This window comes from Treponema sp. OMZ 788, from assembly GCF_024181245.1.
In the GTDB taxonomy this organism is placed as follows: Bacteria; Spirochaetota; Spirochaetia; order Treponematales; family Treponemataceae; genus Treponema_B.
In genome coordinates, this window is sequence record NZ_CP051199.1 from 2,214,424 (window position 1) to 2,239,300 (window position 24,877).

At 37.9% G+C, this 24,877-nt stretch carries 22 protein-coding genes, 1 tRNA gene and 1 pseudogene; 13 read left to right on the top strand and 11 right to left on the bottom strand.

The features are described from left to right. Window positions 1–15 precede the first annotated feature (15 nt). Window positions 16–954 (bottom strand): tetratricopeptide repeat protein, encoded by a 939-nt coding sequence (locus tag E4O00_RS11035; RefSeq protein ID WP_253677415.1) that lies wholly within the window; start codon window positions 952–954, stop codon window positions 16–18. 228 nt (window positions 955–1,182) lie between these two features. On the opposite strand from E4O00_RS11035, the gene nifJ reads away from it, so the two are divergent. Then, on the top strand, window positions 1,183–4,743 hold the full coding sequence (gene nifJ / locus E4O00_RS11040) for a pyruvate:ferredoxin (flavodoxin) oxidoreductase (RefSeq protein WP_253677416.1): 3,561 nt from the start codon (window positions 1,183–1,185) through the stop codon (window positions 4,741–4,743). A gap of 306 nt (window positions 4,744–5,049) precedes the next feature. On the opposite strand, the gene E4O00_RS11045 is transcribed toward nifJ, so the two are convergent. Continuing rightward, window positions 5,050–6,318, bottom strand: a complete 1,269-nt coding sequence (locus E4O00_RS11045) for an OmpA family protein (RefSeq protein WP_253677417.1) — start codon at window positions 6,316–6,318, stop codon at window positions 5,050–5,052. 404 nt (window positions 6,319–6,722) lie between these two features. Between E4O00_RS11045 and E4O00_RS11050 the strand changes: the two genes are divergently transcribed. The 5 genes from E4O00_RS11050 (at window position 6,723) to E4O00_RS11070 (ending at window position 9,780) form a co-directional block, all read left to right on the top strand. Next, window positions 6,723–6,926, top strand: coding sequence for a hypothetical protein (locus tag E4O00_RS11050; RefSeq protein ID WP_253677418.1), 204 nt, complete (start codon window positions 6,723–6,725; stop codon window positions 6,924–6,926). Beyond that, window positions 6,923–7,300, top strand: a complete 378-nt coding sequence (locus E4O00_RS11055; RefSeq protein WP_253677419.1) for a type II toxin-antitoxin system death-on-curing family toxin — start codon at window positions 6,923–6,925, stop codon at window positions 7,298–7,300. Before E4O00_RS11050 ends, E4O00_RS11055 begins: the two co-directional genes overlap by 4 nt. Window positions 7,301–7,342: 42 nt before the next feature. Further along, the gene (locus tag E4O00_RS11060) at window positions 7,343–8,248 is read left to right on the top strand and encodes a helix-turn-helix transcriptional regulator (protein WP_253677420.1); all 906 of its coding nucleotides are present in this window, start codon (window positions 7,343–7,345) and stop codon (window positions 8,246–8,248) included. A gap of 82 nt (window positions 8,249–8,330) precedes the next feature. Next, window positions 8,331–8,843 carry a ClbS/DfsB family four-helix bundle protein gene (locus tag E4O00_RS11065; protein WP_253677421.1) on the top strand — a complete coding sequence of 171 codons (513 nt, stop codon included), beginning with the start codon at window positions 8,331–8,333 and terminating at the stop codon, window positions 8,841–8,843. An 88-nt stretch (window positions 8,844–8,931) separates the two neighbouring features. Further along, window positions 8,932–9,780, top strand: a complete 849-nt coding sequence (locus E4O00_RS11070) for an Rpn family recombination-promoting nuclease/putative transposase (RefSeq protein WP_253677422.1) — start codon at window positions 8,932–8,934, stop codon at window positions 9,778–9,780. A 273-nt stretch (window positions 9,781–10,053) separates the two neighbouring features. Here the strand turns inward: E4O00_RS11070 and E4O00_RS11075 are convergent, their stop codons facing one another. The 5 genes and pseudogenes from E4O00_RS11075 to E4O00_RS11095 all read right to left on the bottom strand — a co-directional run bounded on the left by E4O00_RS11075 (window position 10,054) and on the right by E4O00_RS11095 (window position 14,769). Next, window positions 10,054–11,337, bottom strand: a complete 1,284-nt coding sequence (locus tag E4O00_RS11075; RefSeq protein ID WP_253677423.1) for a hypothetical protein — start codon at window positions 11,335–11,337, stop codon at window positions 10,054–10,056. Between the two features lie 28 nt (window positions 11,338–11,365). Next, window positions 11,366–12,097 carry an FtsX-like permease family protein gene (locus tag E4O00_RS11080; RefSeq protein ID WP_253677424.1) on the bottom strand — a complete coding sequence of 244 codons (732 nt, stop codon included), beginning with the start codon at window positions 12,095–12,097 and terminating at the stop codon, window positions 11,366–11,368. Window positions 12,098–12,115: 18 nt separating this feature from the next. Next, window positions 12,116–12,878: pseudogene (locus E4O00_RS11085) on the bottom strand (ABC transporter ATP-binding protein). A gap of 141 nt (window positions 12,879–13,019) precedes the next feature. Continuing rightward, window positions 13,020–14,093, bottom strand: coding sequence for a sensor histidine kinase (locus tag E4O00_RS11090; RefSeq protein WP_253677425.1), 1,074 nt, complete (start codon window positions 14,091–14,093; stop codon window positions 13,020–13,022). Continuing rightward, the gene (locus E4O00_RS11095; protein ID WP_253677426.1) at window positions 14,071–14,769 is read right to left on the bottom strand and encodes a response regulator transcription factor; all 699 of its coding nucleotides are present in this window, start codon (window positions 14,767–14,769) and stop codon (window positions 14,071–14,073) included. The genes E4O00_RS11090 and E4O00_RS11095 overlap by 23 nt, the downstream gene beginning before the upstream one ends. A 614-nt stretch (window positions 14,770–15,383) precedes the next feature. On the opposite strand from E4O00_RS11095, the gene E4O00_RS11100 reads away from it, so the two are divergent. Continuing rightward, the gene (locus tag E4O00_RS11100) at window positions 15,384–17,456 is read left to right on the top strand and encodes a sodium-translocating pyrophosphatase (RefSeq protein ID WP_253677427.1); all 2,073 of its coding nucleotides are present in this window, start codon (window positions 15,384–15,386) and stop codon (window positions 17,454–17,456) included. A 93-nt stretch (window positions 17,457–17,549) separates the two neighbouring features. Here E4O00_RS11100 and E4O00_RS11105 read toward each other — a convergent pair whose 3' ends face one another. Together E4O00_RS11105 and E4O00_RS11110 are read right to left on the bottom strand one after the other, a co-directional pair. Further along, the gene (locus E4O00_RS11105; protein ID WP_253677428.1) at window positions 17,550–18,584 is read right to left on the bottom strand and encodes a PTS sugar transporter subunit IIC; all 1,035 of its coding nucleotides are present in this window, start codon (window positions 18,582–18,584) and stop codon (window positions 17,550–17,552) included. Window positions 18,585–18,623: 39 nt separating this feature from the next. Next, window positions 18,624–18,696: transfer RNA gene (locus tag E4O00_RS11110), tRNA-Ala, on the bottom strand. Between the two features lie 94 nt (window positions 18,697–18,790). On the opposite strand from E4O00_RS11110, the gene E4O00_RS11115 reads away from it, so the two are divergent. Further along, the gene (locus E4O00_RS11115) at window positions 18,791–19,294 is read left to right on the top strand and encodes a hypothetical protein (protein ID WP_253677429.1); all 504 of its coding nucleotides are present in this window, start codon (window positions 18,791–18,793) and stop codon (window positions 19,292–19,294) included. An 84-nt stretch (window positions 19,295–19,378) separates the two neighbouring features. On the opposite strand, the gene E4O00_RS11120 is transcribed toward E4O00_RS11115, so the two are convergent. Together E4O00_RS11120 and E4O00_RS11125 are read right to left on the bottom strand one after the other, a co-directional pair. Next, window positions 19,379–20,506 carry a protein-glutamate methylesterase/protein-glutamine glutaminase gene (locus E4O00_RS11120; RefSeq protein ID WP_253677430.1) on the bottom strand — a complete coding sequence of 376 codons (1,128 nt, stop codon included), beginning with the start codon at window positions 20,504–20,506 and terminating at the stop codon, window positions 19,379–19,381. A gap of 40 nt (window positions 20,507–20,546) precedes the next feature. Beyond that, complete coding sequence (locus E4O00_RS11125; protein ID WP_253677431.1) at window positions 20,547–21,362, bottom strand: CheR family methyltransferase; 816 nt, start codon at window positions 21,360–21,362, stop codon at window positions 20,547–20,549. A gap of 120 nt (window positions 21,363–21,482) precedes the next feature. Between E4O00_RS11125 and E4O00_RS11130 the strand changes: the two genes are divergently transcribed. From E4O00_RS11130 to E4O00_RS11150, 5 genes are read left to right on the top strand one after another with little or no spacing between them, the layout of a single operon-like run. Continuing rightward, window positions 21,483–22,106 carry a hypothetical protein gene (locus E4O00_RS11130; RefSeq protein WP_253677432.1) on the top strand — a complete coding sequence of 208 codons (624 nt, stop codon included), beginning with the start codon at window positions 21,483–21,485 and terminating at the stop codon, window positions 22,104–22,106. Further along, window positions 22,063–22,758, top strand: a complete 696-nt coding sequence (locus E4O00_RS11135; protein WP_253677433.1) for an LptA/OstA family protein — start codon at window positions 22,063–22,065, stop codon at window positions 22,756–22,758. The genes E4O00_RS11130 and E4O00_RS11135 overlap by 44 nt, the downstream gene beginning before the upstream one ends. Continuing rightward, window positions 22,751–23,488 carry an LPS export ABC transporter ATP-binding protein gene (lptB, locus tag E4O00_RS11140; RefSeq protein ID WP_253677434.1) on the top strand — a complete coding sequence of 246 codons (738 nt, stop codon included), beginning with the start codon at window positions 22,751–22,753 and terminating at the stop codon, window positions 23,486–23,488. Before E4O00_RS11135 ends, lptB begins: the two co-directional genes overlap by 8 nt. Before the next feature lie 11 nt (window positions 23,489–23,499). After that, the gene (gene pth / locus E4O00_RS11145; RefSeq protein ID WP_253677435.1) at window positions 23,500–24,111 is read left to right on the top strand and encodes an aminoacyl-tRNA hydrolase; all 612 of its coding nucleotides are present in this window, start codon (window positions 23,500–23,502) and stop codon (window positions 24,109–24,111) included. 51 nt (window positions 24,112–24,162) lie between these two features. Next, complete coding sequence (locus E4O00_RS11150) at window positions 24,163–24,867, top strand: early set domain-containing protein (RefSeq protein WP_253677436.1); 705 nt, start codon at window positions 24,163–24,165, stop codon at window positions 24,865–24,867. Window positions 24,868–24,877 lie beyond the last annotated feature (10 nt).

The following is a 24,877-nucleotide window of genomic DNA, read 5'->3' on the forward strand; positions in this document are numbered from 1 at the left end:
TCCTCCGAAAATATGCTACCTCATATAGCAATTATATATATTTTGATCCAATACTTTTATCCGCAGCAGCAGATCATCTATTTTTGACTTGTTTTCATTTACGCTAACATAATGGTCAATCTGCCAAAAATAATGGTTTATCAAACGCGGAATAAGCTTATGTTTTTGTTCTTGAGAGGCAGTTTGCACCTCACCTTCCATCAAAAAGATATTCTGCTTTAGTTGTCCTACTTCAAAAGCCCTAAGCTCCCGCTTTACATTGAAAACACCGTCAATAACACCGTACACTGGCACCCAATCGGCAATATCTTCAACATTATAACCAAGATTATAAACTCTATTAATAAGCCTTCGAATAATTTCGGACTCAAGAAATTGCAGTTCAATTCCTTCAGGGTCTATAAAAAAGGCCTCTCTAAAAAAAGCTTTTGCAAATTTTATTTCCCCATAAAGGGCATAACAATCGGCCAAATCTGCTAAGACCGCACCGGAATTCTTGTCTATCTCGGCGGCATACCTCAAAAATTCAAGAGCTCTTTCATAGTTTCCGAGAACCTTATAACAAAGACCGATTTTGCGGTAAGGCTCTGCATCAGGCAGTTCCGATTCTTCTTTAAATAGATCTGCATAAAATTCCAAAGCAATCGTAAAAACGGCACATTTTAAGGAATATATGATAAATTCTTTTTCTTCTCCCTGGCGGTGAATATAGGCTAAAAAAGGCTTCCATTGCGATATCATCATTTCGGCCTTTTCTAAAGGAGTAGAAGCTTTTTTTGCTTTTTCAAGCTTATCCTCCCAAAACCTAACGCCCTTTAGAGTATAGTCAATGTCTGCATTTTCAAGGTCATTTTTTAATAACCTTTCAAGCTCGGCATAGGCTCCTTTTAGATCTCCCTGCTTGAGGATGTTCAATGCATTATTCAATTTACTCTGTACGGGTCTTTCAGTCATAATATCCTCAATTTATTATTGTACATAAAAAAACGATTTTAGTCAATTGAGCATATTGACTCATTTTTCCATAATATGCTTTACGCTCTTGAAAAAATATAAAGTTTATGATAAATTAGATTTTCGGGACTGTTCATTTCCGTTATATGCAGTATGCTTTTTAATCATATTTTTTCCTTTATATAATCGGCTTGAATAATCCCTAATACTTTTATAAGGACGGTTTTTATGAGCCAAGAAAAAAAACTTGTAATGATCGACGGTAATACTGCTGCCGGTCACGTTGCCCACGCCTTAAGCGAGGTAATTGCCATTTACCCGATTACACCGTCAAGTCCGATGGGTGAGGTCGCTGATGAATATTCAGCCCGCGGAAGAGAAAATATTTGGGGTACTGTCCCCGATGTTGTTGAGCTTCAATCTGAAGGAGGAGCTGCAGGTGCCGTACACGGAGCCTTGACAACAGGAGCTCTCTCTTCAACATTTACCGCATCTCAGGGCTTGCTCTTAATGATTCCGAATATGTACAAAATAGCCGGTGAATTGACCAGCACTGTTTTCCACATTGCTGCCCGTGCCGTAGCTTGCAGTGCTCTTTCAATCTTCGGAGATCACCAAGACGTAATGGCTTGCCGCCAGACAGGTTGGGCTATGTTAGCATCCAACTCGGTACAGGAAGTTATGGATCTTGCCATTATTTCCCATGCAGCCACATTGGAAGCAAGAGTACCCTTCCTCCACTTCTTTGACGGATTTAGAACTTCGCACGAAGTGCAAAAAATTGAAGAAGTTTCTTACGATATCATGCGCCAAATGGTAAGCGATGAACTTGTCAGAGCTCACCGAAAACGCGGTTTAACCCCTGAAAATCCCGAGCTTCGCGGAACAGCACAAAACCCTGACATTTACTTCCAGGGACGAGAAGCCGTAAACAAATACTACCTTGCTACTCCCGAAATTGTTCAAAAACAAATGGATAAGTATGCAAAACTTACGGGAAGACAATATCATCTTTACGACTATTATGGAGCAAAGGATGCCGAGCAGGTTATCATCATAATGGGCTCCGGAGCCGACACTGTTGAAGAAACGGTAGATGAGCTCAATGCCAAGGGCGGAAAGTACGGTCTTTTAAAAGTAAGGCTTTACAGACCTTTCAGTGCCGAACACTTTGTAAAGGCCCTTCCTGCAACAGTAAAGGGCATCGCAGTTCTTGACAGATGTAAGGAACCTGGTTCTCTCGGTGAACCCCTCTACGAAGATGTAAGAACAGCCATCGGCGAAATGCAGGCTGCAAAAAAATGCCCCTTTACCCACTATCCCGTTATCATCGGCGGACGCTACGGTCTAGGTTCAAAAGAATTCACACCGGCCATGGTTAAGGGTGTATTCGACAACCTCGAAGGCGAGAAGAAATCCAACTTCTCTGTAGGTATCGAAGATGATGTTACAAACACAAGCATCAAGTACGATCCCAACTTCAAACTTGAAGATAAAGACATGCATCAGGCTATGTTCTTCGGTTTGGGTTCAGACGGTACTGTAGGTGCAAACAAGAACTCAATTAAGATCATCGGTGAAGCTACAGATAACAAGGCTCAGGCCTACTTTTCCTATGACAGTAAAAAATCGGGCGGTTTTACGATCTCTCACTTGAGATTCGGAAAGCACGCAATCCGAAAACCCTACTTAATTACAAATGCAGACTTCGTTGCCTGCCATAAGTTCAGCTATCTTGAAACCTACGATATGCTCCACAGCCTCAAAAAAGGCGGAACCTTCCTCTTGAACGCTCCTTACGGAAAGGATGAGATTTGGGATAATATGCCCATCGAGGTTCAAAAGCAGATTATCGAAAAAGAAGCAAAATTCTATGTAATCGATGCTATCAAGATTGCAGAAAATGCCGGCATGGGTAACCGAATCAACGTTGTTATGCAGACAGCCTTCTTCAAAATCTTCGGAATCTTGCCTGAAGCCGAAGCCGTAGACCTAATCAAAAAATTCATTGAAAAGTCCTACGGAAAGAAAGGCCCCGAAATTGTTCAAAAGAACATCAAAACTATAGATATGGCTCTTGAAGGAGTTGAAAAAGTTGACTATCCCAAGACAGCAACAAGCAAGCTCAAGATGCACCCTGCAATCACAGGCAATGCACCCGACTTTGTAAAGAATGTTTTGGGCAAAGTTGCTATCCAGAAAGGTGACGACATCAAAGTAAGTGAAATGCCTGAAGACGGAACCTTCCCGACAGCCACAACTCAATATGAAAAGAGGGCTATCGCAGAACATGTTCCGATCTGGAAGAGCGATATCTGTATTCAGTGCGGTCAGTGTACTGTTGTTTGTCCTCATGCCTGTATCAGAATGAAGGCTTATGACGGCTCTCTCTTGGCAAAGGCACCCCAAGGCTTTAAATCTTGCGACTATAAGGGCAAGGAATTTGAAGGCTCCAAGTTCACGATTCAAGTTTCGGTTGAAGATTGTACAGGCTGCGGTCTTTGCGTTCAGCAGTGTCCTGCAAAGTCCAAGGAAAATCCCGAAATCAAGGCTATCAACATGGAAAACTTTGTTGAAAACAGAAAGCAGGAAGCTGCTAACTGGGACTTCTTCTTCAACGATATTCCGGATCCGGATGTAAAGAAACTTAACTTGAGTGTTCCCAAGGGTATCGGTATGAAGCGCCCGCTCTTCGAGTTCTCCGGAGCTTGTGCAGGCTGCGGTGAAACTCCCTATGTAAAACTTCTTTCACAGCTTTTCGGCGACAGAGCCATTATTGCAAACGCAACAGGCTGTTCTTCAATCTACGGCGGAAACTTGCCTACCACACCCTATGCAAAACGATGCGACGGAAGAGGACCTGCATGGTCTAACTCACTGTTTGAAGATGCAGCAGAGTTCGGTTATGGTATGAGACTTACAAGCGATAAGCTCGCTGTCTATGCCCGTGAAGTTGCCGCTAAGGTAAAGGAAAAGGGAATTGCAGCCGGTGTAATCGACAAGATTCTCAATAACACTCAAGAGGATGATGCCGCTATCGAAGATCAGAGAAGCTTCGTTGCAGAGCTCAAAAAAGAGCTAGCCGGTTCAAAAGACGAATTGGCCAAGGAATTGGATTCTTTAACCGACCACTTTATCAAGCGCTCCGTTTGGATCCTCGGAGGAGACGGATGGGCTTACGATATCGGTTACGGCGGTTTGGATCATGTTCTTGCCTCAGGCAAAAACATCAATGTTCTTGTAATGGACACTGAGGTTTACTCAAATACCGGCGGACAGATGTCAAAGGCAACACCTATCGGTGCCGTTGCAAAATTTGCCGCTTCCGGTAAGGATATAAGCAAAAAAGACTTGGGTATGATGGCTATGAGCTACGGCTATGTTTATGTTGCCCACATTTCGATGGGTGCAAACATGAGCCAGGTAATCAAGGCCTTCCGCGAAGCCGAAAGCTATGACGGACCTTCGATTATCATCGCTTACAGTCACTGTATCAACCATGGTATCAACATGACCAAGGGTATGACAAACCAAAAAGAAGCTGTAACCTGCGGTTTATGGCCTCTTTACAGATACGATCCGAGACTTGTCGAGCAGGGCAAAAACCCCTTCCAGCTTGACAGCAAGGAACCCGACTTTAATCTTGCCGACTTTATGTACAAAGAAGTCCGTTTCAAGACCTTAAAGAACGCCGATCCTGAGCGAGCTCAAATGCTATTGGATAAGGCTGTTGCTAAGGCTAAGAGGCAGTGGCAGGAATACAAGTATTTGGCTGACAGGCCCTTCTAAAACTTAGGGGGAAAGGAAAACTTTTTCGGATAAAAGTTTTTCCTCTCCCCCTCACCCCCTCTTCTTTCAAAAGAACCGCTTAGGGGCTTGGATTGCTACGCCGGCTTGCAATCGCCTAAGGACCCCGCTTATCTTCTGCTGGATTTGATTCAATTAAAAAAGACATTCATGATACGAATCATAAGTAAGATAAAAGGATACTTGTCAAGTGTTAGTGTACAAGTTGTCAATACATATAAATTGTAATATGAAATTCATATATACATTTGATTGGCTGTTGTATAGCCAAATATCCGTCTAGAATAATTATTTATCCAAAATAGTTATTTCTACACGCCTGTTTTTAGCCATGTTCTCAGGCGAATTATTTGCTGCAACGGGCCGTCGGGCTCCGAAACCGCGGGTATAAACATGTTCCCTCTCTTGTACGCCCAGCTCAATAAGATAATTAGCTACGGCGGCAGCCCTCTCTTCGGAAAGCTTTTGCCTTTCTTTTTCGGTTCCTGCTAAGGCCGTATGCCCTGAAATTAATAATTCTCTATCGGAGAACTTTGAAAGGATTTCACCTATCTTTTTTAATTTTTCTTTTTCGCTATCCCTTAAGACAGCCGAATTGGGCAAAAACTGAATATTTTCGATGCTGATTGTTAAGCCCTCATCTGTTTTTTCGATGGTGGTATTTTCAAGGTTTAAATCCTCAACGCTCTTTTTTATTTCTTCTTCAGTGCTTGTATCAATTTTTTTTACTTCAATTACTTCTGCTCTTGCAGTCCCTATAAAGTCATAGGTGTAGCCTGAATAAAGGAACATTTTGATATTAAATTCTTCATTGTAGCAAAAGAGGTTTCCTCGTTCTTCATCCCAATATAGATTTTGCCTCGATTTGCCTAAAATTTTTATAGGAACATCTATTTTGCCCTTATAATTTTTAAGAACCTCTTGCGGAACAAGGTGATTTAAGTCGTAGCTTGCCGTTATGTGGCGGTAGGTTTGCCCATCTATTTCTGCAAGACCTATGTATTGATACTCAACTTCAAACGGAAAGGTAAAGGGATTTTCTATTCCGAAGGCATCCCTAAAATCATGGGCTTCAAAGCCTTCTCCCTGCCATGTATCACCCGGCTTAACGGGATAATTAGGAAATGCCGGCACATTCCGTACAACAGGCATAAAATATTCATCGCCGATAGAATAAAACCCTGCCTCATCACGCCTAAATACGCTTGGGTAATTGCGGGACCAGTCAAATGTTTTGTTGGAATTTTGCTCGCTTGTCATAAACATACATGAAAAAAGAGCTGAGGCAGGTTCATCTGCCTCAGCTGGCTGTATATCCGAAACTTCTACCTCAATTCTATTGATAATATGGGCTTGATGATGAAATTTTCCGTTTACATAGACTTTTTCATCTACAACAGAGTGAACTTTATAAGCATCGCCATCAATAAATTTAAATTTAAAGAGGAATTCGTTGTTTTTCTCATCTTCTTGAGCAAAAAGGAGAGAAAAACACAAGATAAACACTAACAAGACGAGTTTTTTTAAAATATTATTCTTAAAAATACGGTATTTCACATTTTCTTATCGGTATTTTTAGAATAAACCTTTAGAAAAAGTTTTTTCTAAAAAAAAGCCTATTTTTAAACAAAAATTTAAAAATTTCTCTTAAATTTTCAAATTTTTTTGTAACTAAAAGTGCCTAAATAGTTTTGTTTAGTGTATGTTGAACGACAACAAATAATTCAATATACCTCCTTTGCAGTTTCCCGGCAGGTTTTTCTCCTCCTTTTACCTGTCGGGTTTTTTATTTTCTTGACAGCTTACAGAATCTAAATGCAGCTTGCATTACGATTTAATTTAATATTATGTTAATACTATACTCAAATATAATAAATGTAATTGTTAATTCGGTAAATAAAATATTATTTATTGCTGGAAGATAATTGAAAAATATGCTATAGTAATACAGGAGGTGTCTTATGTTTGCAACGACAGGAATAATTCAAGATAATACTGTTTATATAAAAGATTGTGTACTTGACCAATATAACGGGAGAAAAGTGATAATTACCATTTTAGATGAAGATAATTGTTATGATACTATTCCTAACCAGCAACTATCTGAAATTTCCGATTCAATAATTACCAAAAATATGAAAGCCTATCAGGAATTGGCAAAATGAATTTCTTCTCGGAAGAACAGGTTTTAAAAATTCATTCATCTTTAATTACAAAAACCGGAGGAGTACATGGAGTTCGGGAATTAAATCTTTTGGACTCAAGCCTAAAATCAATATTTCAAACTTTTGATGGAAAAGAATTATATCCATCGACTTTAAATAAGGCAGCTCAACTTTGTTATTCACTAATTGAAAATCATCCTTTTTTAGATGGAAATAAAAGAATAGGTATCCATTTATCATTGATTTTTCTTAAAATAAATGGAATTGATTTGAATTATACTCAAGAGGAACTAATTAATTTTGGATTTGAAATAGCTTCAGGCAAGATAAAACAAGAAAAAATAAAAGACTGGTTCGTGGAGCACAAAATATAGAAAACACATAACAACCTGTTCCGGACTGTTTTAGATTTAACCATGCGCGCTGAAAGACTTTTTGAAATCGTATTCATTCTTCTCAACCGGAAGCAGACAACTGCACAGGAGCTTGCAAAAAAATTCGGAGTATCGGTACGTACTATTTACCGCGATATGGATATTTTAAGTACCGCAGGAATCCCCGTATATACAATGCAGGGAACAGGCGGCGGTATTTTTATCGATGAAAGCTACACAATCAATAAATCGATTTTAACAAAAGAAGAGCAGGAAAAAATTCTGCTTGCACTGCAATGCCTTTCACCAATCGATGAGATACACACCGAATCCATTTTGAACCGTTTATCTGCAATCTTTCAAAAAAATACGGACTGGGTTAAAATCGACTATTCAATTTGGGGAAGTGAAAACGGTAACGGCATTTTTGAAACATTGAAGCAGGCAGTTTTGGAATGCCGCGCCGTCAAGCTGGAATACATCAGCTCTTATGGAGAAAAAAGCGAGCGCACGGTTTATCCCTTGCGATTTTTGTATAAATCAAAGGCGTGGTATGCCGAGTGCTATTGTACCGAAAAAAACGATTACAGGCTTTTCAGATTAACCCGTATTCTTTCTATTACAAAGACTTTAACGGCATTTAACCGTACTGACTTACTGAATAAAATGCCTGACCATAAAGAGGCTGCACCGGTTTCGCTTACAAACATTAAATTAAAATGTACCGCTAAAACAGTCTACAGACTCTACGATGAATTTCCTCCGGAGCTTATTACAAAGGATTCCGACGGCTCGTATACCCTGAATGCAGCTCTCCCCTTTGATTCATGGGTCTGCGGTTTTATCCTGTCACTTGGTACCGAAGTAGAAATCCTCGAGCCGAAAAGCTTAAAAGAAGAAATCGCCCAACTTGCAGAAAAAATTATGAAAAAGCATAGGAAAGTTTAAATCATTTTTTCAAACCTGACACATTCTGACATGTTTACGTAGTATAATAGGTTATATATTTTTACAAGATGAGGAGTAAACTATGCCGAGACCTACAACAAAAGAAGATTTGATTTTTGCTTCAAATGAGCAGTTTGAAAAACTATGGAGCTTAATTGACGGTATGACCGAAGAAGAAAAAGCTGCCGATATAAATCCGAACGAGCGCGATAAAAATGTACGCGATATGTTGGTTCATCTTTATGAGTGGCACTGCCTCTTATTGAATTGGATAAAATCCAACACGAAAGGGAAGCCTGCAGCCTTTTTACCTGCACCTTATAACTGGAAAACTTATCCTGAAATGAATATTGAGTTTTGGAAAAAGCATCAAGATACTTCTTATACCGATGCCGAAAAAATGCTAAAAAAAACTCATAAAGAAGTTATGAAACTCATCGAGACTTTTTCGAATGATGAACTTTTTTCAAAAAAATGTTTTAACTGGACAGGAACAACAACTCTCGGAAGCTACTGTGTATCTGCAACAGCCAGCCATTATGACTGGGCAATCAAGGATATAAAAAAAGCTCTAAAGAAGAATAGGGGAAAGTAATATCTATATATATAGGTTCTTTTTCCAAAACACCAATAATTGAAATTTTTGCGTTTTTTTGGTATAATAGAACTATGGGGAGGTGTAAATGCGGAAAAGTTTTGACGAGCTTACTATAACCGACGATTATATGTTCTATCGTGTTATGGAGAATATTGACATTTGCAAAACGCTTTTAAATATTGTCTTGCACGATAAAATCGGTACTATAACTGATATTCAGCTTCAAAAAACAGTAACAGATGCAGGAAATGCAAAAGGTGTACGTTTTGACGTGTGGGCTAAAGACTGTGACGGCACCATCTACGATGTGGAAATGCAGGCAATCAATAAAGATGACCTAGCAAAGCGTATACGCTACTACCAATCGGCAATAGACGTAAGTGTGTTGGAGAAAAATCAGCCTTATGAAGATTTGCCTGATTCATTTATCATTTTCTTCTGCACCTTTGATTATATTGGTAAAGGTCTCCCCGTGTATAGTTTTAAAACAATATGCACAGAAAACACAAATATACAACTTGCTGACGGGATAACAAAGATAATCATTAACAGCAAGGCAGCTGAAAAAGAAGAGAGTTCTGCACTTAAAAACTTTTTGCAGTATATGAACGGTAAAGTAAGTGATGACCATTTTATCCAAAAGATAGAGGGGCGGATAAAAGAAGTAAAGATGAGCGAAGAAATGAGGAGGGAATACATGTTAATAAATTCATTTGAAAGGGATGCACGGAATGATGGCTGGAAAGCAGGAATACAAGAAGGTATACAGCAAGGTATACAGCAAGGTATACAGCAAGGTATACGGCAAGGTATAGCTCAAGGCTTTGCTGACGGAATAATGCAGACCGCAAAAAACTTGCTTAAGATAGGCTTATCGGTTGAAAATATTGCAGAAGCTACGGGTTTAAGCCGTGAAGAAATCGAAAAGCTGTGATAAAATTACCCTATGCAAAGGGAATACATAGTTCCGTATAAAAAATTTTTAAGGGAAGATTACAATGGAAAAAGTAATTCACACAAAAGGTGGTTTCTTCACAGCAAAAAAATTGTAAAGAAGAATTTTGTAATTATGATAAAGGTAATGATGATTATATTATCTTTTATGAATTGATAAACCGATTTTTATAAAAACTTCATACCTCGGTTCCTAAAAAACCATTTGTTCATCTTACAACCAAAGGGCTGTTCAACGGAACAGCCCTTTTATCTATCTAATAATTTTATTATACTTACTCGAAGTAATCTTATAAAAAACTAAATATAAAATTAAGGTAAATCCCCCGCTTAAAAACAGGGAAGCAAAAAAGACTATCTTGTTAAAAAGACCAAAGGCAAATAAGAGCTGGGTAAACAGGGGAGATGCAAAAAGGCAATGAACCAGAGAAACCAAAACGGGAAGCACAAAGAGCCAAACAAGCTGGGTGTGTGAAGTCTTTTTAATTAAAGAAGAATCCATTCCTATTTTGAGCATTATTTGCCATCGTCTTCTGTCTTCCAATCCTTCGGAAATTTGTTTAAAGTACATGATGAGGATGAGCCAGATTAAAAACATCAAACTTAAAAAAGCGCCTAAAAATAAAAAACTTCCGTCAAATTCTCTTCTGTTTTTGTAGGACTCAAATTTATTGTGATAAAAAAGCCCCGCTTCCGAAGTCTTTGCCAATTTTTGTATATCTTGAGAATAGCTTTGAGGAATACTTAGATTATCAGCCGAAGTATTCCAAAAAAAGGATTCTTCAAGTGTAAGCTGTTTTTTATTTTTAAATTTCACTTTTGAATTTTCTTTTAATAAATTTAATTCATCTTTAATAAGGTCAAGACTTTTAGAATCTTTAGCTATAATATTTATATAAGGAAAAGGAGAATAAGGAATATATGGAGAATTATCCAGTATGGCAACAAATTTACTTTCAAGTTTTGTTAGTTTAAATTCTTTTTGACCAATTCGTAAAGGCTTTGTGCAGTCAACCTCTTTATTGCAAAAAATAAAAAGCTCATCATCATTCATCTTTGCAGCATTTGCTAATAATTTTTTACGCAGCTCATCAGGAAAAATATTTTTAATATCATCAAGATTGCACAGCATAACTTGAACATTATTGCGGGAAAAATATGAATCATCATTTTCATAAAAAACATTTCCGTTTATATTTGAAATTCCATAAAAGTATCTTACATACAAAAAATCTTTTGTTTCTATACTGTGCTTCAAACCTATTTCTTTTATATCTGCAATTAATTTTTCCTTATTTTGTAATTCCGTATTATTTTTTCTAAATAGTTTATCCAATTGGTGATTGCGTATAAAGGCTTTTGATATGATTTTTTCGCTTACCATATAAATACTGGTTACCGAAGCGAGAGTAAGCAGGATCATCGTAAGCAAAATACAGATACTAGCCAAACCATTCGCATGCTGACTCATTCTGTAAATCATTCCCGAAATGGAAATAAATTTTGCAGGTTTATAATAGGATTTGCGTTTTTTCATTTTATTTAAAATAAAAACGGTAATGCTTTCAAAGAAAAAAAAGGTTCCCGCAATTACAAAAAATAACGGCAGGCAAAAAAAATTGTAAAGCCGTCATAGGAGTAAAACTTAAAATTGAAAGGATATAGCCTGCCCCGGCAAAAAAAAGTGCAAGAAAAGTTTTTAAGCGTAAATATTTCGACCTTTTTTCTCCGCTTTTTGATTCGGTTAAAAGCTGGATAGGATTTAAAAGACTTATCTTTTTTAAATTATAAAGGTAATTTATTACAAAAAAACAAAAGAATACAATACTTGCAGGTTTTAAAAATGTAAGCGAAAGACTATAGTCGATTTTTGAAGGAATCCCGCTTAACTTAAATAAAATTAAAAAGCATAATTTTCCGAAAAGCATGGAGCCTATTGCACCAAAAAGCATACTTAAAAAATAACAGGCTAGGAATTCGAAAAACAAAACTCCTGTAATATGTTTTTTTTCAAGTCCCAAAATAGTATAAAGCCCTATTTCCTTTACCCTGTTCTTAATTAAAAACTTATTTCCGTAAAAGATAAAAATCATCGAAAAAAAGCCGACTATTATAACACCGAATCCCATCAAAGCCTTAAGTCCGCCTAATTTTTGAGTAAAGGCATCTTGTGAAAGAGTATACATAATCGAGAACATCATTATCGAAAGTGAGCAGGCAAAAATATATGGAATATAAGTTTTTGCACCTGTCGAAATATTTTTTTTAGCAAGCTTAAAATAAAAATTAAGTTTCATAAACTGTCCTCCCTTTTCCTAAATGCTGCTGCGGTTCATCATAAAAAGACCTTCATTGATCCTTTCCCTAAAGACAGCCTGCCCCATATCGCCTTTGTATATTTCGTAATAGATATTTCCGTCACGCAAAAATAAAACGCGCTTCGCATAGCTTGCAGCCCGTGCACTGTGGGTTACCATTATGATGGTCTGTCCTTCTTCATTCATTTGAGTAAAGGTTTCCAAAAGCATATCGGAGGATTTTGAATCAAGGGCACCTGTAGGTTCATCTGCCAAGATGAGCTCAGGCCTTGTAATAAAGGCTCGTGCAGCAGCCGCTCTTTGGCACTGACCGCCCGAAATCTCATAAGGATACTTTTCGAGAAGGTCTGAAATCCCAAGCTTTTCTGCGAGCGGAAGAAGCCTTCTATTCATTTCATCAATCGGATAATTTGAAAGTACAAGAGGAAGTAAGATATTATCCTTTACTGAAAACTGATCCAAGAGATTATAATCTTGAAACACGAAGCCCAATTTATTCCGCCTAAATGCTGCAATATCTTTCCCCTTTATCTTGGATACTGGCTCACCTTGCAAAAATATTTCGCCGGAAGAAGGCTTATCCAAGGTCGCAAGTAAATTGAGCAAGGTCGTTTTTCCTGACCCCGATTCACCCATGATAGCCGTAAATTCATTTTTTCTTTACCGAAAAACTTACATCGCGCAAGGCAACCGTTCCCTGTTTTGAAAATCTGGCTTTATAAATTTTTTGAATATTTTTAACGTCAAGTAATGTTTCCATAAAAACACCTCCAAACAAATTTAAGTATGAACATTGTATCAAAAAAAGAAAAGGACTGCATTGACGGAGTCTTACATTTTGTTTTTTTGACTTACATTTTTGTAAGGATTAAAAGGCATATTTAAAAATCTTGTTGGATTTTTAGAGATGCTCTAAAACTTCTCCTCCAAGTTTAATTCTTGCCTTAGTCCATTCACCTTGAACAGAATCTATGCTAAGCTCACAGTTAAGCCTTTCGGCTATTTCCCGTGCAAGGTAAAGGCCGAGGCCTGTAGCCTTTTCGCTGAGACGGCCGTTTAAACCGGAATACCCCTTATCGAAAATTTTAGGGAGGTCGGAAGGACTTATTCCGATTCCGTTGTCTTCGATTACAAGAACCGAAGGATTTCGATTTTCAATATAGATGCTTAAAATTCCTTGTTTGCCTTCTATTCCGCAGTACTTTAAGCTGTTGGAAACTATCTGCTCAATCATCAGTTCAAAAAGAACCGGATCGCTTATAATATTCAAATCGCAAGTCTTATAATTAAGCTCTATATTTTTATAAATAAAAATGCTTCTGTATTTGCGGAAGATGTTTTGAAGAACATCATTTAGATTGAAATTAGAAAAATCCAAATCTCTGTCAGGTCTTTGAAGTTTTAAATAATGCAGGGCCATCTGAGTATAATTATCTATGTTTAAAAGAGCTTTTTTAATTTCAAAGATTTCATCTTTTGAAGAGTTCATATTTTGCAATAAAATATTTATGGAAGTAATAGGCGTTTTTATCTGATGAATCCAAAGAGAAAAATAATCGTTTTGATCGATGAGCATTTTTCTGTTTTCGTAAATGGCACCTTCTCTTTCTAAAAGTATTTTTTTTATTTTGCTTAGTGCAATAATCTGCGACAAAGATAACCTTTGCATTGAATAAAAGTCTTCATCATTTAAAGATATTTCTCCTGAGTTTATTTCACAGTTTTCTAAAAGATCAAAATAATCCGTATTTTTACGGTAATAAAAAATAAATTTTAATATTATAAAAATAATTAAAATAGAAATACTTAATGAGCTTATATAAGATACGAGCCCTTTCTCGGCATTACTTAAATATAGGATGAACACTTGCACAAGGATTAAAAGAGAGGGGGTAAATATAAAGAGGAAATTATCTTTAAAAAAACTTTTTATAATTATGTTTATTTTTAATTTACCGGCTTCCGTGATTTTCATTTAGCTTATATCCTAAACCTTTTTTGTTTTCGATAAAATTAAAAAGTCCGATACCCTCCAGTTTTTTGCGTAGACGGGTAATATTTACCGAGAGAGTATTATCATCTACAAACTGATTGTTTTGCCAAAGTACATCCATAATTTTTTCGCGTGAAACAAATTCACCTTGTGCCAAGTAAAGGCATTTTAAAATTTTGATTTCGTTTGCAGTCAATAAAACGGTTTTTTTGTTGTATGCAAGAATGAGGGTGCTCAAATTTAAAACGGTTCCTGCAAAGTTAACTTCATTCATTGAAGCGGTAAATTGATATGTCCGCCTGATAACGGCCTGAATCTTTGCAACGGTTACATCTATGTCAAAGGGCTTTTCGATATAATCATCGCCGCCCATTTGCATAGCCATCACAATATCCATCTTATCGTTGCGGGAAGATAAAAAGATAATGGGAACCTGCGACTTGTTCCTGATTTCGGAACACCAATGATAACCGTTAAAGGCGGGAAGCCCTATATCCATTATGACGAGGGATGGCGCATAGTCTTCAAATTCTTCCAAAATATTATTGAAATTTTTTGCGCATCGTACATCGAAGCTCCATTGTTCCAAATTCTTTTTTAAACCTAAAGCTATTGTTGAGTCATCTTCTACAATTAAAATTTTTATAAGCTGTTTCATTTGTTTGTTTATGTATTTTTAGGTTCTTGATAAGATAATACGAGAATATTTTTACCAAATACAAGAAGTTGCCTTGCCGAGCGAAAAATATTTTTTATGTGTATGCAATATGTTGCGAATATAAAAAATATAGTTATAATAATTAAAAAAATCTTCTTTTTCACTGTGAAAAACCTCTTATTTTGTTATGATTTTTGGATAATAGTTTATCCATAAATTACTTCAAGTTTATTGCTAAAAAGTCTCCCCTTGTCTTTTTTGTTGATAACCCAATAAATCTTATACATCTTTCTTTCTCCTCTTTCTGCCTCATAATTTTATAATTTTCCTATCAAACGTTTTACAAACATGAGTATGGCTATCATTAAGAAGAAACTCAATGCGAATAATCTGAAAACAGCAGAAAATTTTGTTTCTCCCGAATTAGATGTATATCTCCAGTCGAAATAAGCTTTTGGAATCATTTTTAGATATTTACGATAGCAGATTTATTTTTGCCTGTCAAGCTCTTGATTCCCTACTTGCAAAACTCCCAAAAATATGGTAAATTTAAAGATATTATGACGGAAAAACCGTATAATTATTTCAAGTTGTACTAACAACAGGAGGAAAAAATGAGTATTTCACTCGCATTGTATGCCGTGCTCGGAGGCGGGATTGCAGCCCTAGCCTATGCACTTGTAAGAACCTTATGGATTTATAAACAAAAGGTTTCAGATCAGGCTTTAAAAGAAATTGGAGGCCATATAGCCGATGGGGCTATGGCTTTTTTAAGAAGAGAATATATAACTCTTCTACCTTTCATCGCCATAGTTGCCGTTTTCCTAGCCATAGGAAATAAGGGAGCTCTTAAATTCCAATCTCTTTCATTCTTGCTTGGAGCTCTTGCTTCAATGTCAGCCGGATACATAGGTATGCGCGTTGCAACACAAGCAAACTCACGCACAACACAAGCCGCCAAGGATCAAGGCTTAAACGGAGCTTTAAAAGTTGCTTTTTCAGGCGGAAGCGTTATGGGAATGAGCGTTGTCGGTCTTGCATTTATAGGTCTTTTTATCGTTCTTATTCTCTCTACTTCAATGTTGGGAACTGAAGAAAATACCCTTAAAGATATTATTTTACCCTTAGCAACAGCTTTTTCATTAGGAGCTTCATCTATTGCCCTTTTCTCACGTGTAGGCGGCGGTATTTATACAAAGGCTGCCGACGTAGGAGCCGATCTTGTAGGAAAGGTTGAAGCAGGTATCCCCGAAGATGACCCCCGAAATCCTGCCACTATTGCAGATAACGTAGGAGACAACGTAGGAGACGTTGCAGGTATGGGTGCAGACCTCTTTGAGTCCTTTGTAGGCTCATTGGTAGGTGCTATGATTCTGGGTCTAATCGTAAACACGCCGGATTCTTCTTTAAAATTGAAGATGATGCTTATGCCCCTGCTTATTTCGGTTGTGGGTCTTGTAGCATCCTTAATCGGAACCTTCTTTGTAAAGGCAAAACCGGGATCAAACCCTCAAAAAGCTCTCAACACAGGAACCTTCGGAGCTGCAATCATTGCAACAATTTTCGTTTTCTTTACCGTAAAATTTATTATGGGAGATGCAACATTTAACGGAACCCAAGGCTATTTACATGTCTTTGCTTCTACGGTAATTGGTCTTGCAGCCGGTGTTCTAATAGGTATTATCACCGAATTCTACACGGGAACCGGAAAAAAACCCGTTAAAGGAATCGTAGATGCTTGCGAAACAGGAGCAGCTACCACAATTATTTCAGGTTTAGCAGTAGGTATGAGAAGTGCCTTCCCCGTCATGATTTTAATCGGAGCTTCAATCTTTTCAAGCTTTATGCTCGCAGGCCTTTATGGTGTAGGTATAGCTGCCGTAGGTATGTTGGTAACATTAGGAATCCAGCTTGCAGTTGATGCTTACGGCCCCATCGCCGACAATGCAGGCGGTCTTGCCGAAATGGCAAACTTCCCCAAGGATGTCCGCAATATCACAGACAGTCTTGATGCCGTAGGAAATACCACAGCCGCTATCGGAAAGGGCTTTGCCATCGGATCAGCTGCTTTGACGGCCATCATCCTCTTTACTTCATTTAAAGAGCAAGCCGGTGTTGCAAGTGTAGATATTACAAACATTAACGTTCTTGTAGGCGTTCTCTTGGGAGGTGTTTTCCCCTTCTTGTTCTCTGCCCTTACAATGTCGGCTGTAGGAAAGGCCGCTCATAAGATGATTGAAGAAGTACGCCGCCAGTTTAAACAGCACCCCGGCATCTTGGAAAATACCGAAAAGCCCGATTACAAGAGATGCGTAGACATCAGTACTCAGGCTGCCTTAAAGGAAATGGTTATCCCCGGCCTTGCCGCAATTATTACACCCATTCTTGTAGGTTTTGCAGGAGGCCCCGCTATGTTAATCGGTCTTTTGACAGGTGTAACAGTATCCGGTGTTGTATTGGCAGTCTTTATGTCCAATGCAGGCGGTGCATGGGATAATGCAAAGAAGATGATTGAAGGCGGAATCGCAGGCGGAAAGGGTTCTCCCTCACACAAGGCCGCTGTTGTAGGCGACACTGTAGGCGATCCCTTCAAAGATACTTCCGGCCCCTCCATCAATATATTGATTAAGCTTATGTCAATGGTTTCATTGGTTATAGCCCCGATGTTAAAACTATACTGGGGATAAGCTTTTGTTAGATTTCCGGCAAGCGGAAATCGGATAAACACAAAAAAAGACGGTCTTGAAAATATGGCCGTCTTTTTTTATTTTAAAAAGGTTTTAAAGATCCAGCTTTAAATCCCCATCCTTAATCCAATTTATTTTTCTTAAAAGAAAGGTAAAGAATAAAGTTAAGGCCGCAGGCATGATAAAATGTAAAAGAAGAATGGCTGCATAAGTGTCCAAGCCTCCCCTTCCTATAGCTTCCATTGCAGTGATAGTGCCTATTTGGCCGACAAGGCCGCAGGTTCCCATCCCCGAACCGAGAGGTATGTTTTCCAGTTGAAAAATAATAGTAGCCAAGGGCCCCAAAATAGCGGCTGCCAAGGTTGGCGGTATCCATATCTTAGGATTTTTGATTATATTGGGCATGTGGAGCATACTTGTGCCTATGCCTACAGCAAAACTTCCTCCAAGCCCGTTATCCCTATAACTCATAACTGCAAAGCCTATCATTTGTGCCGCACAGCCGGCGGTTGCAGCTCCTCCCGCAAGCCCTCCAAGGGAAAGCATCATGCAGATTGCGGCACTGCTTATAGGAAGGGTAAGGACAACTCCGACCAAAACTGAAACGGTAACCCCCATCCAAAAGGGCTGTAAGGTAGTAGCTTCCATAATGATTTTTCCCAGCCAGGTCATAAATGCGGACATTCCGGGGCCCACCGCAGAGGCAATAACTGCTCCCGAAATAATTGTTACCATCGGCGTAACTATAAGGTCAATCTTTGTTTCTCGGGAAACGGCCTTTCCAAGCTCGGTACTGATTATCGTTGCTATAAAAGCTCCCACAGGCCCGCCAAGCTTGTTTCCTGCAAAACCTACTATCGTTGCCGAAAAAAGCACAAAGGTATGGGCTTTTAGCGAATGGGCTATGGCTATACCGATTGCTGCCCCCGTCATATCGCGGCAAATAGGCCAGACGGTTTGGGTTAAAAACGGAATATTAAGCTTAAGTCCTATGCTGTTTAAAATCGTGCCTACCAATAGAGAAGAAAAAAGCCCCATGGCCATAGCACTCATGGCATCAATAAAATAACGCTTTGCCGATATTTCAATATTCTTTTTAGCTAAAAAGTTTTTAAAAGAGTTAGTCATTTAAAATGCTCCCGGAAAATTTTTAAAAAGAAAAGATAATGGAGAATATGGGAATCGAACCCACGACCTATTGATTGCGAACCAATCGCTCTACCAACTGAGCTAATTCCCCAAGGTAATTATGAGTATGTTGATGTTACATCAAAAGCAAAAAAAAAGCAAGAAGGGAGCTTGTCTTTTTCGTTTTTTTCTGTAGAATGATAATTATGAAAAAAAATATATATTTTTTATTCCTTATTTCGATTTTTCTTATCTTTACTTGGTCATGCGAAACATTTAATTCGGCACAAGACATAAAAACATCAAAAGAGAACAAAGGAAAAGAAGAAGGGATTCCCTTTGATGAATATCTGGCAGAAAGAGTTTGGCGCTTGGCCGGGTGCTATTTTGAAAACGGCCAATATGTACAGCTTGATGCAAATTTAACAAAATCACGAATTAATTTTTTTAAAGACGGAAAATTTGAAGCTACAACAGGTATAACAAACTATGAAGGCTCATGGACGAAAACAAGAAAAAACTCGGAAGAGTTTTTTACTTTTCAAATAAATGGAAAAAAGCTGGCAGATCCGTCAAATATCATAGGAAAACCCTTTGATGCTTCTTTTGAAAGAAATTTGATAAATATCGATAAACTTACAATAACGGAAAATGAAATAAAATTTTACTCCAAAGAAGGAGAACTTTTACTTCACTTTGTAAGACTATAAAATTATTGTTACATTTTATATACAAAAAAACCGTCCTTTTAGGACGGTTTTTTAATCCTTATAAAAACAAATATACCTGATATTTTAAGCAAATTCTTTGCCGTATCGGTTTATAGTTGCGGCCATGTTATCAAGGCTTACCTGTTCCATGACACCGCCCATTTCCCATGCAACTCGCGGCATACCGTATACAACAGAAGAAGCCTCATCTTGTCCTATTGTGCGGGAGCCTTCGCTGTAAAGTTTTGTAATATTTTGAGCTCCGTCCTTTCCCATACCTGTCATGATTATTCCGAGGGCATGGTTTTGATATTCCTTTGCAACAGATTCAAACAGAACATCAACGCTGGGTTTATGTCCGCTTTGAGGCGGTGTATCTATAACCTTTGCAACGGCAGCAAGGGAGCGTTTTTCTACAACAAGGTGCTTTCCGCCTGGGGCGATAAGAATACGGCCGGGCTTTATAAGGTCTCCGTCTTCGGCTTCTTTGACTTCAAGCGGACAGATTTTATCCAAGCTGGAAGCAAATTCCTTGGTAAATCCGGGCGGCATGTGCTGTACCACAACTATCGGCTGAGGAAGATCTTTATCGAGTGAGGCAAAAACCTGACGCAAGGCATTGGGGCCGCCTGTCGAAATACCTATTGCAATAATCTGAATATTTCCGTGATCTCTTTGGGCTTTAGGCTTTTCTTCTTTTTGAGGCTCAACAGCTGAAGCTGCGGTTGTAGGCTTTGGAAGGCTGCTCTTAAACGGCTCAGACAAAGATGACTTTGCAGCACTGCCTCTTGCACCTGTTTCAATTTGATGACGGCGGCCGTAGGCAAGCAGCATCTTTGAGAGAGTTTCCGAAACAGTGTTTAGATTAGCAGATTCGGAACCGGACGGCTTTGTAATAAAGTCGCTGGCTCCAAGCTCTAAACAGTCCATAGTAACCTTGGCACCTTCTTTTGCAATACTGGACAAGATTACTACAGGAATCTTTATATTTTGCTTTTTAAGTTCTCTTAAAAATTCAATACCGTTCATTTCAGGCATTTCCAGATCCAAAACAATAACATCGGGGGCAACGCGGTCAAGCTTTTGAAGGGCAAAACGGCCGTTCATTGCCTTATCTGCTATCTTTAGTCCGGGAGTGGCATCAACAATCTTACCTATAATGTTCCTCATCAATGCAGAATCATCCACTATTAAAACACGAATATCTTCCATAACAAAACTCCTTTAGAAGAATTATATAAAACCTTTAAAATCAAAGCCCTTTTTGATAAAAACAAGCCCAATCCGTTTTTACAAACTTAAATTGAGTTTCCATACCAAAAAGAGATTCGGAATGACCTATAAATAAAAAAGATTTAGGCGACATAGCACGCCAAAACCTATCAATAACATCTTTTTGTGCAGGTTCATCAAAATAGATTAAAACATTTCGGCAAAATACAAGATCAAAATCGGTATGCTTTGAATCGTGTTTTAAGTTATGATAGTCAAAGTTTACCATCTGCATTATATCTTTTTTTACCTGGTAACCGTCATTTAGTTTATCAAAATACATTCTTAAATAGTCATCAGGAATGCCTACAACTCTTGCCGCCTGATAAAAACCGGTCTTGCCTACAAGAAGACATTTTAAGGATAAGTCCGAAGCAGTAATTTCTGCTGTAAACCCTATCGGAAGATGCTTTTTCATAACCATTGCCAGGGTATACGGCTCTTCCCCTGTTGAGCATCCGGCACTCCATATTTTAATTTTATTCTTTCCTTCAGCTCGTTTTACCTTTACAAGCTCCGGTATAACATATTTCTCAAGAGCATCAAAGTGAGGCTGATTTCTAAAAAACCTAGTAAGGTTTGTTGTAACAGAGTCTAAAAGACTCTTTTGTTCTTCCGAATCCTTGATGAGTATCGCATAATAATCCGACACTTTTTCGAGTTTCTTGTCCCTAAGTTTTTCTTTTAACCGGCTTTCCAAAATAGACCTATTCGTATCGGAAAACGTAATACCGCTTGCGGTATATATTAAATCGCTAAACATACGGAATTCTTGATCAGTTAAAAAATCTGACATACTCTAGGCTCCTCAAATTTATTTTTTAAATATTCTATATAGTCTATTCTTTATCGGATATTATGTCAATCGGCAGTCAAAGGCTTTTGACTAAGATTAAAAAAGATAGTATAATAAACTATGAATTTTAAGGAAGCTCAAATTTTCGTCATAGCCTCCATTATTGCTATTATATCATTTTCTTGCACTTTAAACTATAGTAAAGAGGCAAAAAATTTTGAAAAAAAACCGAATTTTATATTTAAAAACGCAAATTTAGACCAATATGAAGATGCGGCCTTAAATTTGCGTATAAATTTAATGGAATTAGAGGTTTATGATTCGGATAAAGTATGGGCCGGAAAAAATCTGCGCTTTTTCAAAATAGATAAAAAATCTCTTGGGAGCGGCAGACCTGAGGCGGAACTCAAGGGAAGGGCCGGAATTATCAAAATCGATGAAAAAAATAACAACTATTTTTTGGGTCAAAAAGTTTTTTTTGAGGATGTAAAAGAAGGCCTTACGATTTCGGGAGAAGCATTTTTTTGGAACAAAAAAGAGAATATCCTGTACGGAGTTGAAGACAACCGGGTAACCGTAAAAAAGGGAGATGAATTTTATATAAGCGGAGCAGGCTTTATAGCAAACACTCTTTCTAAGGAATTTGAATTTTTAAATTCGATCGAAGGTAAAATTCAGACTGAAAATGAGGAGAAGGAAAATGAAGAAAATTCAAACGAAAATTCCGAATCACAAGAAATTTAAGTTTTTTTCGATTTATTTTTTTATATTCCTTTTTTTAACCGATATTGCGGCTCAAACCTCAACGATCAGCTTTAAGGCTGATAAGGTAACCGCCTCAGTATCCGAAAATAAAAAATCTACCAATCTCATCGGAAATGCCGAAGTAACAGTCGACAGCCTAATCATATCGGCCGACCGCATCGAAATTTTCGGAAAAGACTATAGATATGTAAATGCTACCGGTTCCGTTAAGGGCGAAGATGCAGACAAGGGCTACAGCTTTAAGGCAGATTTAATCAATTTTGACAGAAAAACGGATACGGTTACAATGTTCGGAAAGCTCGAACTTAAGGACACAAAAAATGATGTCAGCATAGCTTCCGAAAATATTGAATACAAAAAAAAGCAAGAAATAATTATCATGCGTTTTAATGTAAAAATTACAAATAAAGATATAAACTGTAATTCAATGTTCGCTTTATACAATAGAAAAGAATCAAAGGTAGAGCTGACCGGCAGCCCTGTAGTAAAAAAGGGAAAGGATGAATTTAGGGCCGGAAAAATTTCCGTTAATTTAGATACTGAAGATATAACCCTTGACGGCCGCGTCAGAGGTTCTGTAGAGCAGGGAAAAGAAAAAGAAGAAAAACAAGAGGAAAAGCCCAATGTTTGACGCAAAAAGTATTTTAAAAGTTGAGGGATTAAACAAATTTTTTAGAAAAAAACACGCAGTAAAGGATGTAAGCTTTTCGATGTACCAGGGAGAAATTGTAGGCCTTTTGGGCCCTAATGGTGCAGGAAAAACTACCACATTCTATATGATTGTAGGTTTTTATAAACCGAATTCAGGGAACATATATTTGGACGGTAATAGAATAACAAACTTACCAATGTATAAAAGAGCCCACGCAGGAATTTCATATTTACCGCAAGAAGCTTCGGTTTTTAGAAAGCTGACTGTAGAACAAAATATTTACGCAATTTTGGAAACAAGAAAGGATCTTTCCAAAGAGCAAAAAACGGAAAAACTGGAATTTCTTCTTGAGGAATTCGGAATTAAGGCAAACAGAAAACAGCAAGCCTATACCCTCTCCGGAGGAGAAAGAAGACGAACCGAAATAGCCAGAGCCTTGGCCATCGAACCTAAGTTTTTGCTTTTAGACGAGCCCTTTGCCGGAATAGACCCGATTGCCGTACACGATATTAAAAGCATAGTCCGTATCTTAGCCGATCAGGGCATAGGTATTTTAATAACAGATCACAATGTCCGTGACACCTTGGAGATAACCGACAGGGCCTACATAATAGGCAGCGGAGAAATTGTAGAGCAAGGCTCACGGGATGAAATCTTAAATTCCGAAATTGCCCGAAAAATATATCTTGGTGAAGAATTCAGAATGTAATGGGAGATGAGATGATAGACTTAATCGTTTTTTTAGGCAATTACGGAAAAAAATACGAAAATACAAGGCATAATGCAGCTTGGGTTTTATGCGATTCAATAGAAATAGGCTCAAATGCTGTGTGGCAGGGCAAATTTAAGGGGCAATATGCAAAACTGCCTTCTTCTATGACAGGCGGCAGGGCTGTACACATTTTAAAACCCGAAACCTATATGAACCTGTCGGGGGAAAGCGTAATAGCGGCCGCCTCTTTTTTCAGGTTAAAACCTGAAAATATTTTAATCGTACATGATGAGCTGGAAATCAAACCCGGCATTCTCAGTTTTAAGTGGTCAGGCGGCCTTGGCGGGCACAACGGTTTGAGATCGATAAAATCGGTTTTAAACACGGCAGATTTTTTCCGCCTGCGGATAGGAATAGGCCGGCCGGATTTTTCTTCCCAGGGAGGAGATTCTTCTCCGGATATTTCCGGCTATGTACTTTCCCGCTTCGCACAATCCGAATTGGAGACCATAAAAAGCCAGGTATCCAATGCAAATTCTTTTTTTAAAGAATTATTGGAAGCTGATGAGCCTCAAACTCTTATAAAAAAATGGGCCAAGGTGATGCCGCCCCAAAATTAAACTCCTACTTAAGATTTTTTTTATTTTTCCGAAACTAAAATGAGGATGAGTATGAAAAAATCAATATTCTTATTAATTTTTGTTACTCTTTTTTTGCCGGCGATTTTTTCGGAAAAGAGTATTGAAACGGAATTTTATCAAAAACTTGTAGAGTCGATTGTACGTGTTGAAGCTCCTAAAATTAAGGAAGGACATATAATCTTTACTTCAACAGCTAAGCGTCATGTAGGAATCTCTTTTTCACATGAAGATTACAAATATATTCATTCTTTTCAAAAACTCCCGCAAAATGAATTATATGAAGGAAAAGAAACTATTTTATTCTATATTTTTCAGATTCCTGATGAATTGACCGAAATCAAATATCGATTGGTAATAGACGGACTGTGGTCTTCAGATCCGATAAACAGAAACATAGTCTTCGATAGAATACACAGCATGAGTGTTTCGCGTATTGAAGTTCCTTACAAAAAAGAGTATAAAACCGAGCTAAGCAATAAAAATTCCGTAAAATTTACCTACTTGGGAGAACCTAAAAAAACTATAAGGCTTGCCGGTTCTTTTAATAATTGGGATCCCTTTATGTATGATCTTATAGAGGTCTCCCCCGGAAGATATGAATTGAGATTAAATTTACCGGCAGGAACATGGTTTTACGCCTATTTTTCAGGCGGAACAAGACTGCCCGATAACACAAATAAAAACCATGTATATACGGCCGATGGACGGGTCGCTTCGGTTATAACTGTTCAGTAAAAAGGAGATT

What these genes read in the sequence shown, in the direction of transcription:
- E4O00_RS11035 (WP_253677415.1), bottom strand. Translation starts at nt 954, where the DNA reads ATGACTGAAAGACCCGTACAGAGTAAATTGAATAATGCATTGAACATC.
- nifJ (WP_253677416.1), top strand. Translation starts at nt 1,183, where the DNA reads ATGAGCCAAGAAAAAAAACTTGTAATGATCGACGGTAATACTGCTGCC.
- E4O00_RS11050 (WP_253677418.1), top strand. Translation starts at nt 6,723, where the DNA reads ATGTTTGCAACGACAGGAATAATTCAAGATAATACTGTTTATATAAAA.
- E4O00_RS11055 (WP_253677419.1), top strand. Translation starts at nt 6,923, where the DNA reads ATGAATTTCTTCTCGGAAGAACAGGTTTTAAAAATTCATTCATCTTTA.
- E4O00_RS11060 (WP_253677420.1), top strand. Translation starts at nt 7,343, where the DNA reads ATGCGCGCTGAAAGACTTTTTGAAATCGTATTCATTCTTCTCAACCGG.
- E4O00_RS11065 (WP_253677421.1), top strand. Translation starts at nt 8,331, where the DNA reads ATGCCGAGACCTACAACAAAAGAAGATTTGATTTTTGCTTCAAATGAG.
- E4O00_RS11070 (WP_253677422.1), top strand. Translation starts at nt 8,932, where the DNA reads ATGCGGAAAAGTTTTGACGAGCTTACTATAACCGACGATTATATGTTC.
- E4O00_RS11075 (WP_253677423.1), bottom strand. Translation starts at nt 11,337, where the DNA reads ATGAAAAAACGCAAATCCTATTATAAACCTGCAAAATTTATTTCCATT.
- E4O00_RS11080 (WP_253677424.1), bottom strand. Translation starts at nt 12,097, where the DNA reads ATGAAACTTAATTTTTATTTTAAGCTTGCTAAAAAAAATATTTCGACA.
- E4O00_RS11090 (WP_253677425.1), bottom strand. Translation starts at nt 14,093, where the DNA reads ATGAAAATCACGGAAGCCGGTAAATTAAAAATAAACATAATTATAAAA.
- E4O00_RS11095 (WP_253677426.1), bottom strand. Translation starts at nt 14,769, where the DNA reads ATGAAACAGCTTATAAAAATTTTAATTGTAGAAGATGACTCAACAATA.
- E4O00_RS11100 (WP_253677427.1), top strand. Translation starts at nt 15,384, where the DNA reads ATGAGTATTTCACTCGCATTGTATGCCGTGCTCGGAGGCGGGATTGCA.
- E4O00_RS11105 (WP_253677428.1), bottom strand. Translation starts at nt 18,584, where the DNA reads ATGACTAACTCTTTTAAAAACTTTTTAGCTAAAAAGAATATTGAAATA.
- E4O00_RS11115 (WP_253677429.1), top strand. Translation starts at nt 18,791, where the DNA reads ATGAAAAAAAATATATATTTTTTATTCCTTATTTCGATTTTTCTTATC.
- E4O00_RS11120 (WP_253677430.1), bottom strand. Translation starts at nt 20,506, where the DNA reads ATGGAAGATATTCGTGTTTTAATAGTGGATGATTCTGCATTGATGAGG.
- E4O00_RS11125 (WP_253677431.1), bottom strand. Translation starts at nt 21,362, where the DNA reads ATGTCAGATTTTTTAACTGATCAAGAATTCCGTATGTTTAGCGATTTA.
- E4O00_RS11130 (WP_253677432.1), top strand. Translation starts at nt 21,483, where the DNA reads ATGAATTTTAAGGAAGCTCAAATTTTCGTCATAGCCTCCATTATTGCT.
- E4O00_RS11135 (WP_253677433.1), top strand. Translation starts at nt 22,063, where the DNA reads ATGAAGAAAATTCAAACGAAAATTCCGAATCACAAGAAATTTAAGTTT.
- lptB (WP_253677434.1), top strand. Translation starts at nt 22,751, where the DNA reads ATGTTTGACGCAAAAAGTATTTTAAAAGTTGAGGGATTAAACAAATTT.
- pth (WP_253677435.1), top strand. Translation starts at nt 23,500, where the DNA reads ATGATAGACTTAATCGTTTTTTTAGGCAATTACGGAAAAAAATACGAA.
- E4O00_RS11150 (WP_253677436.1), top strand. Translation starts at nt 24,163, where the DNA reads ATGAAAAAATCAATATTCTTATTAATTTTTGTTACTCTTTTTTTGCCG.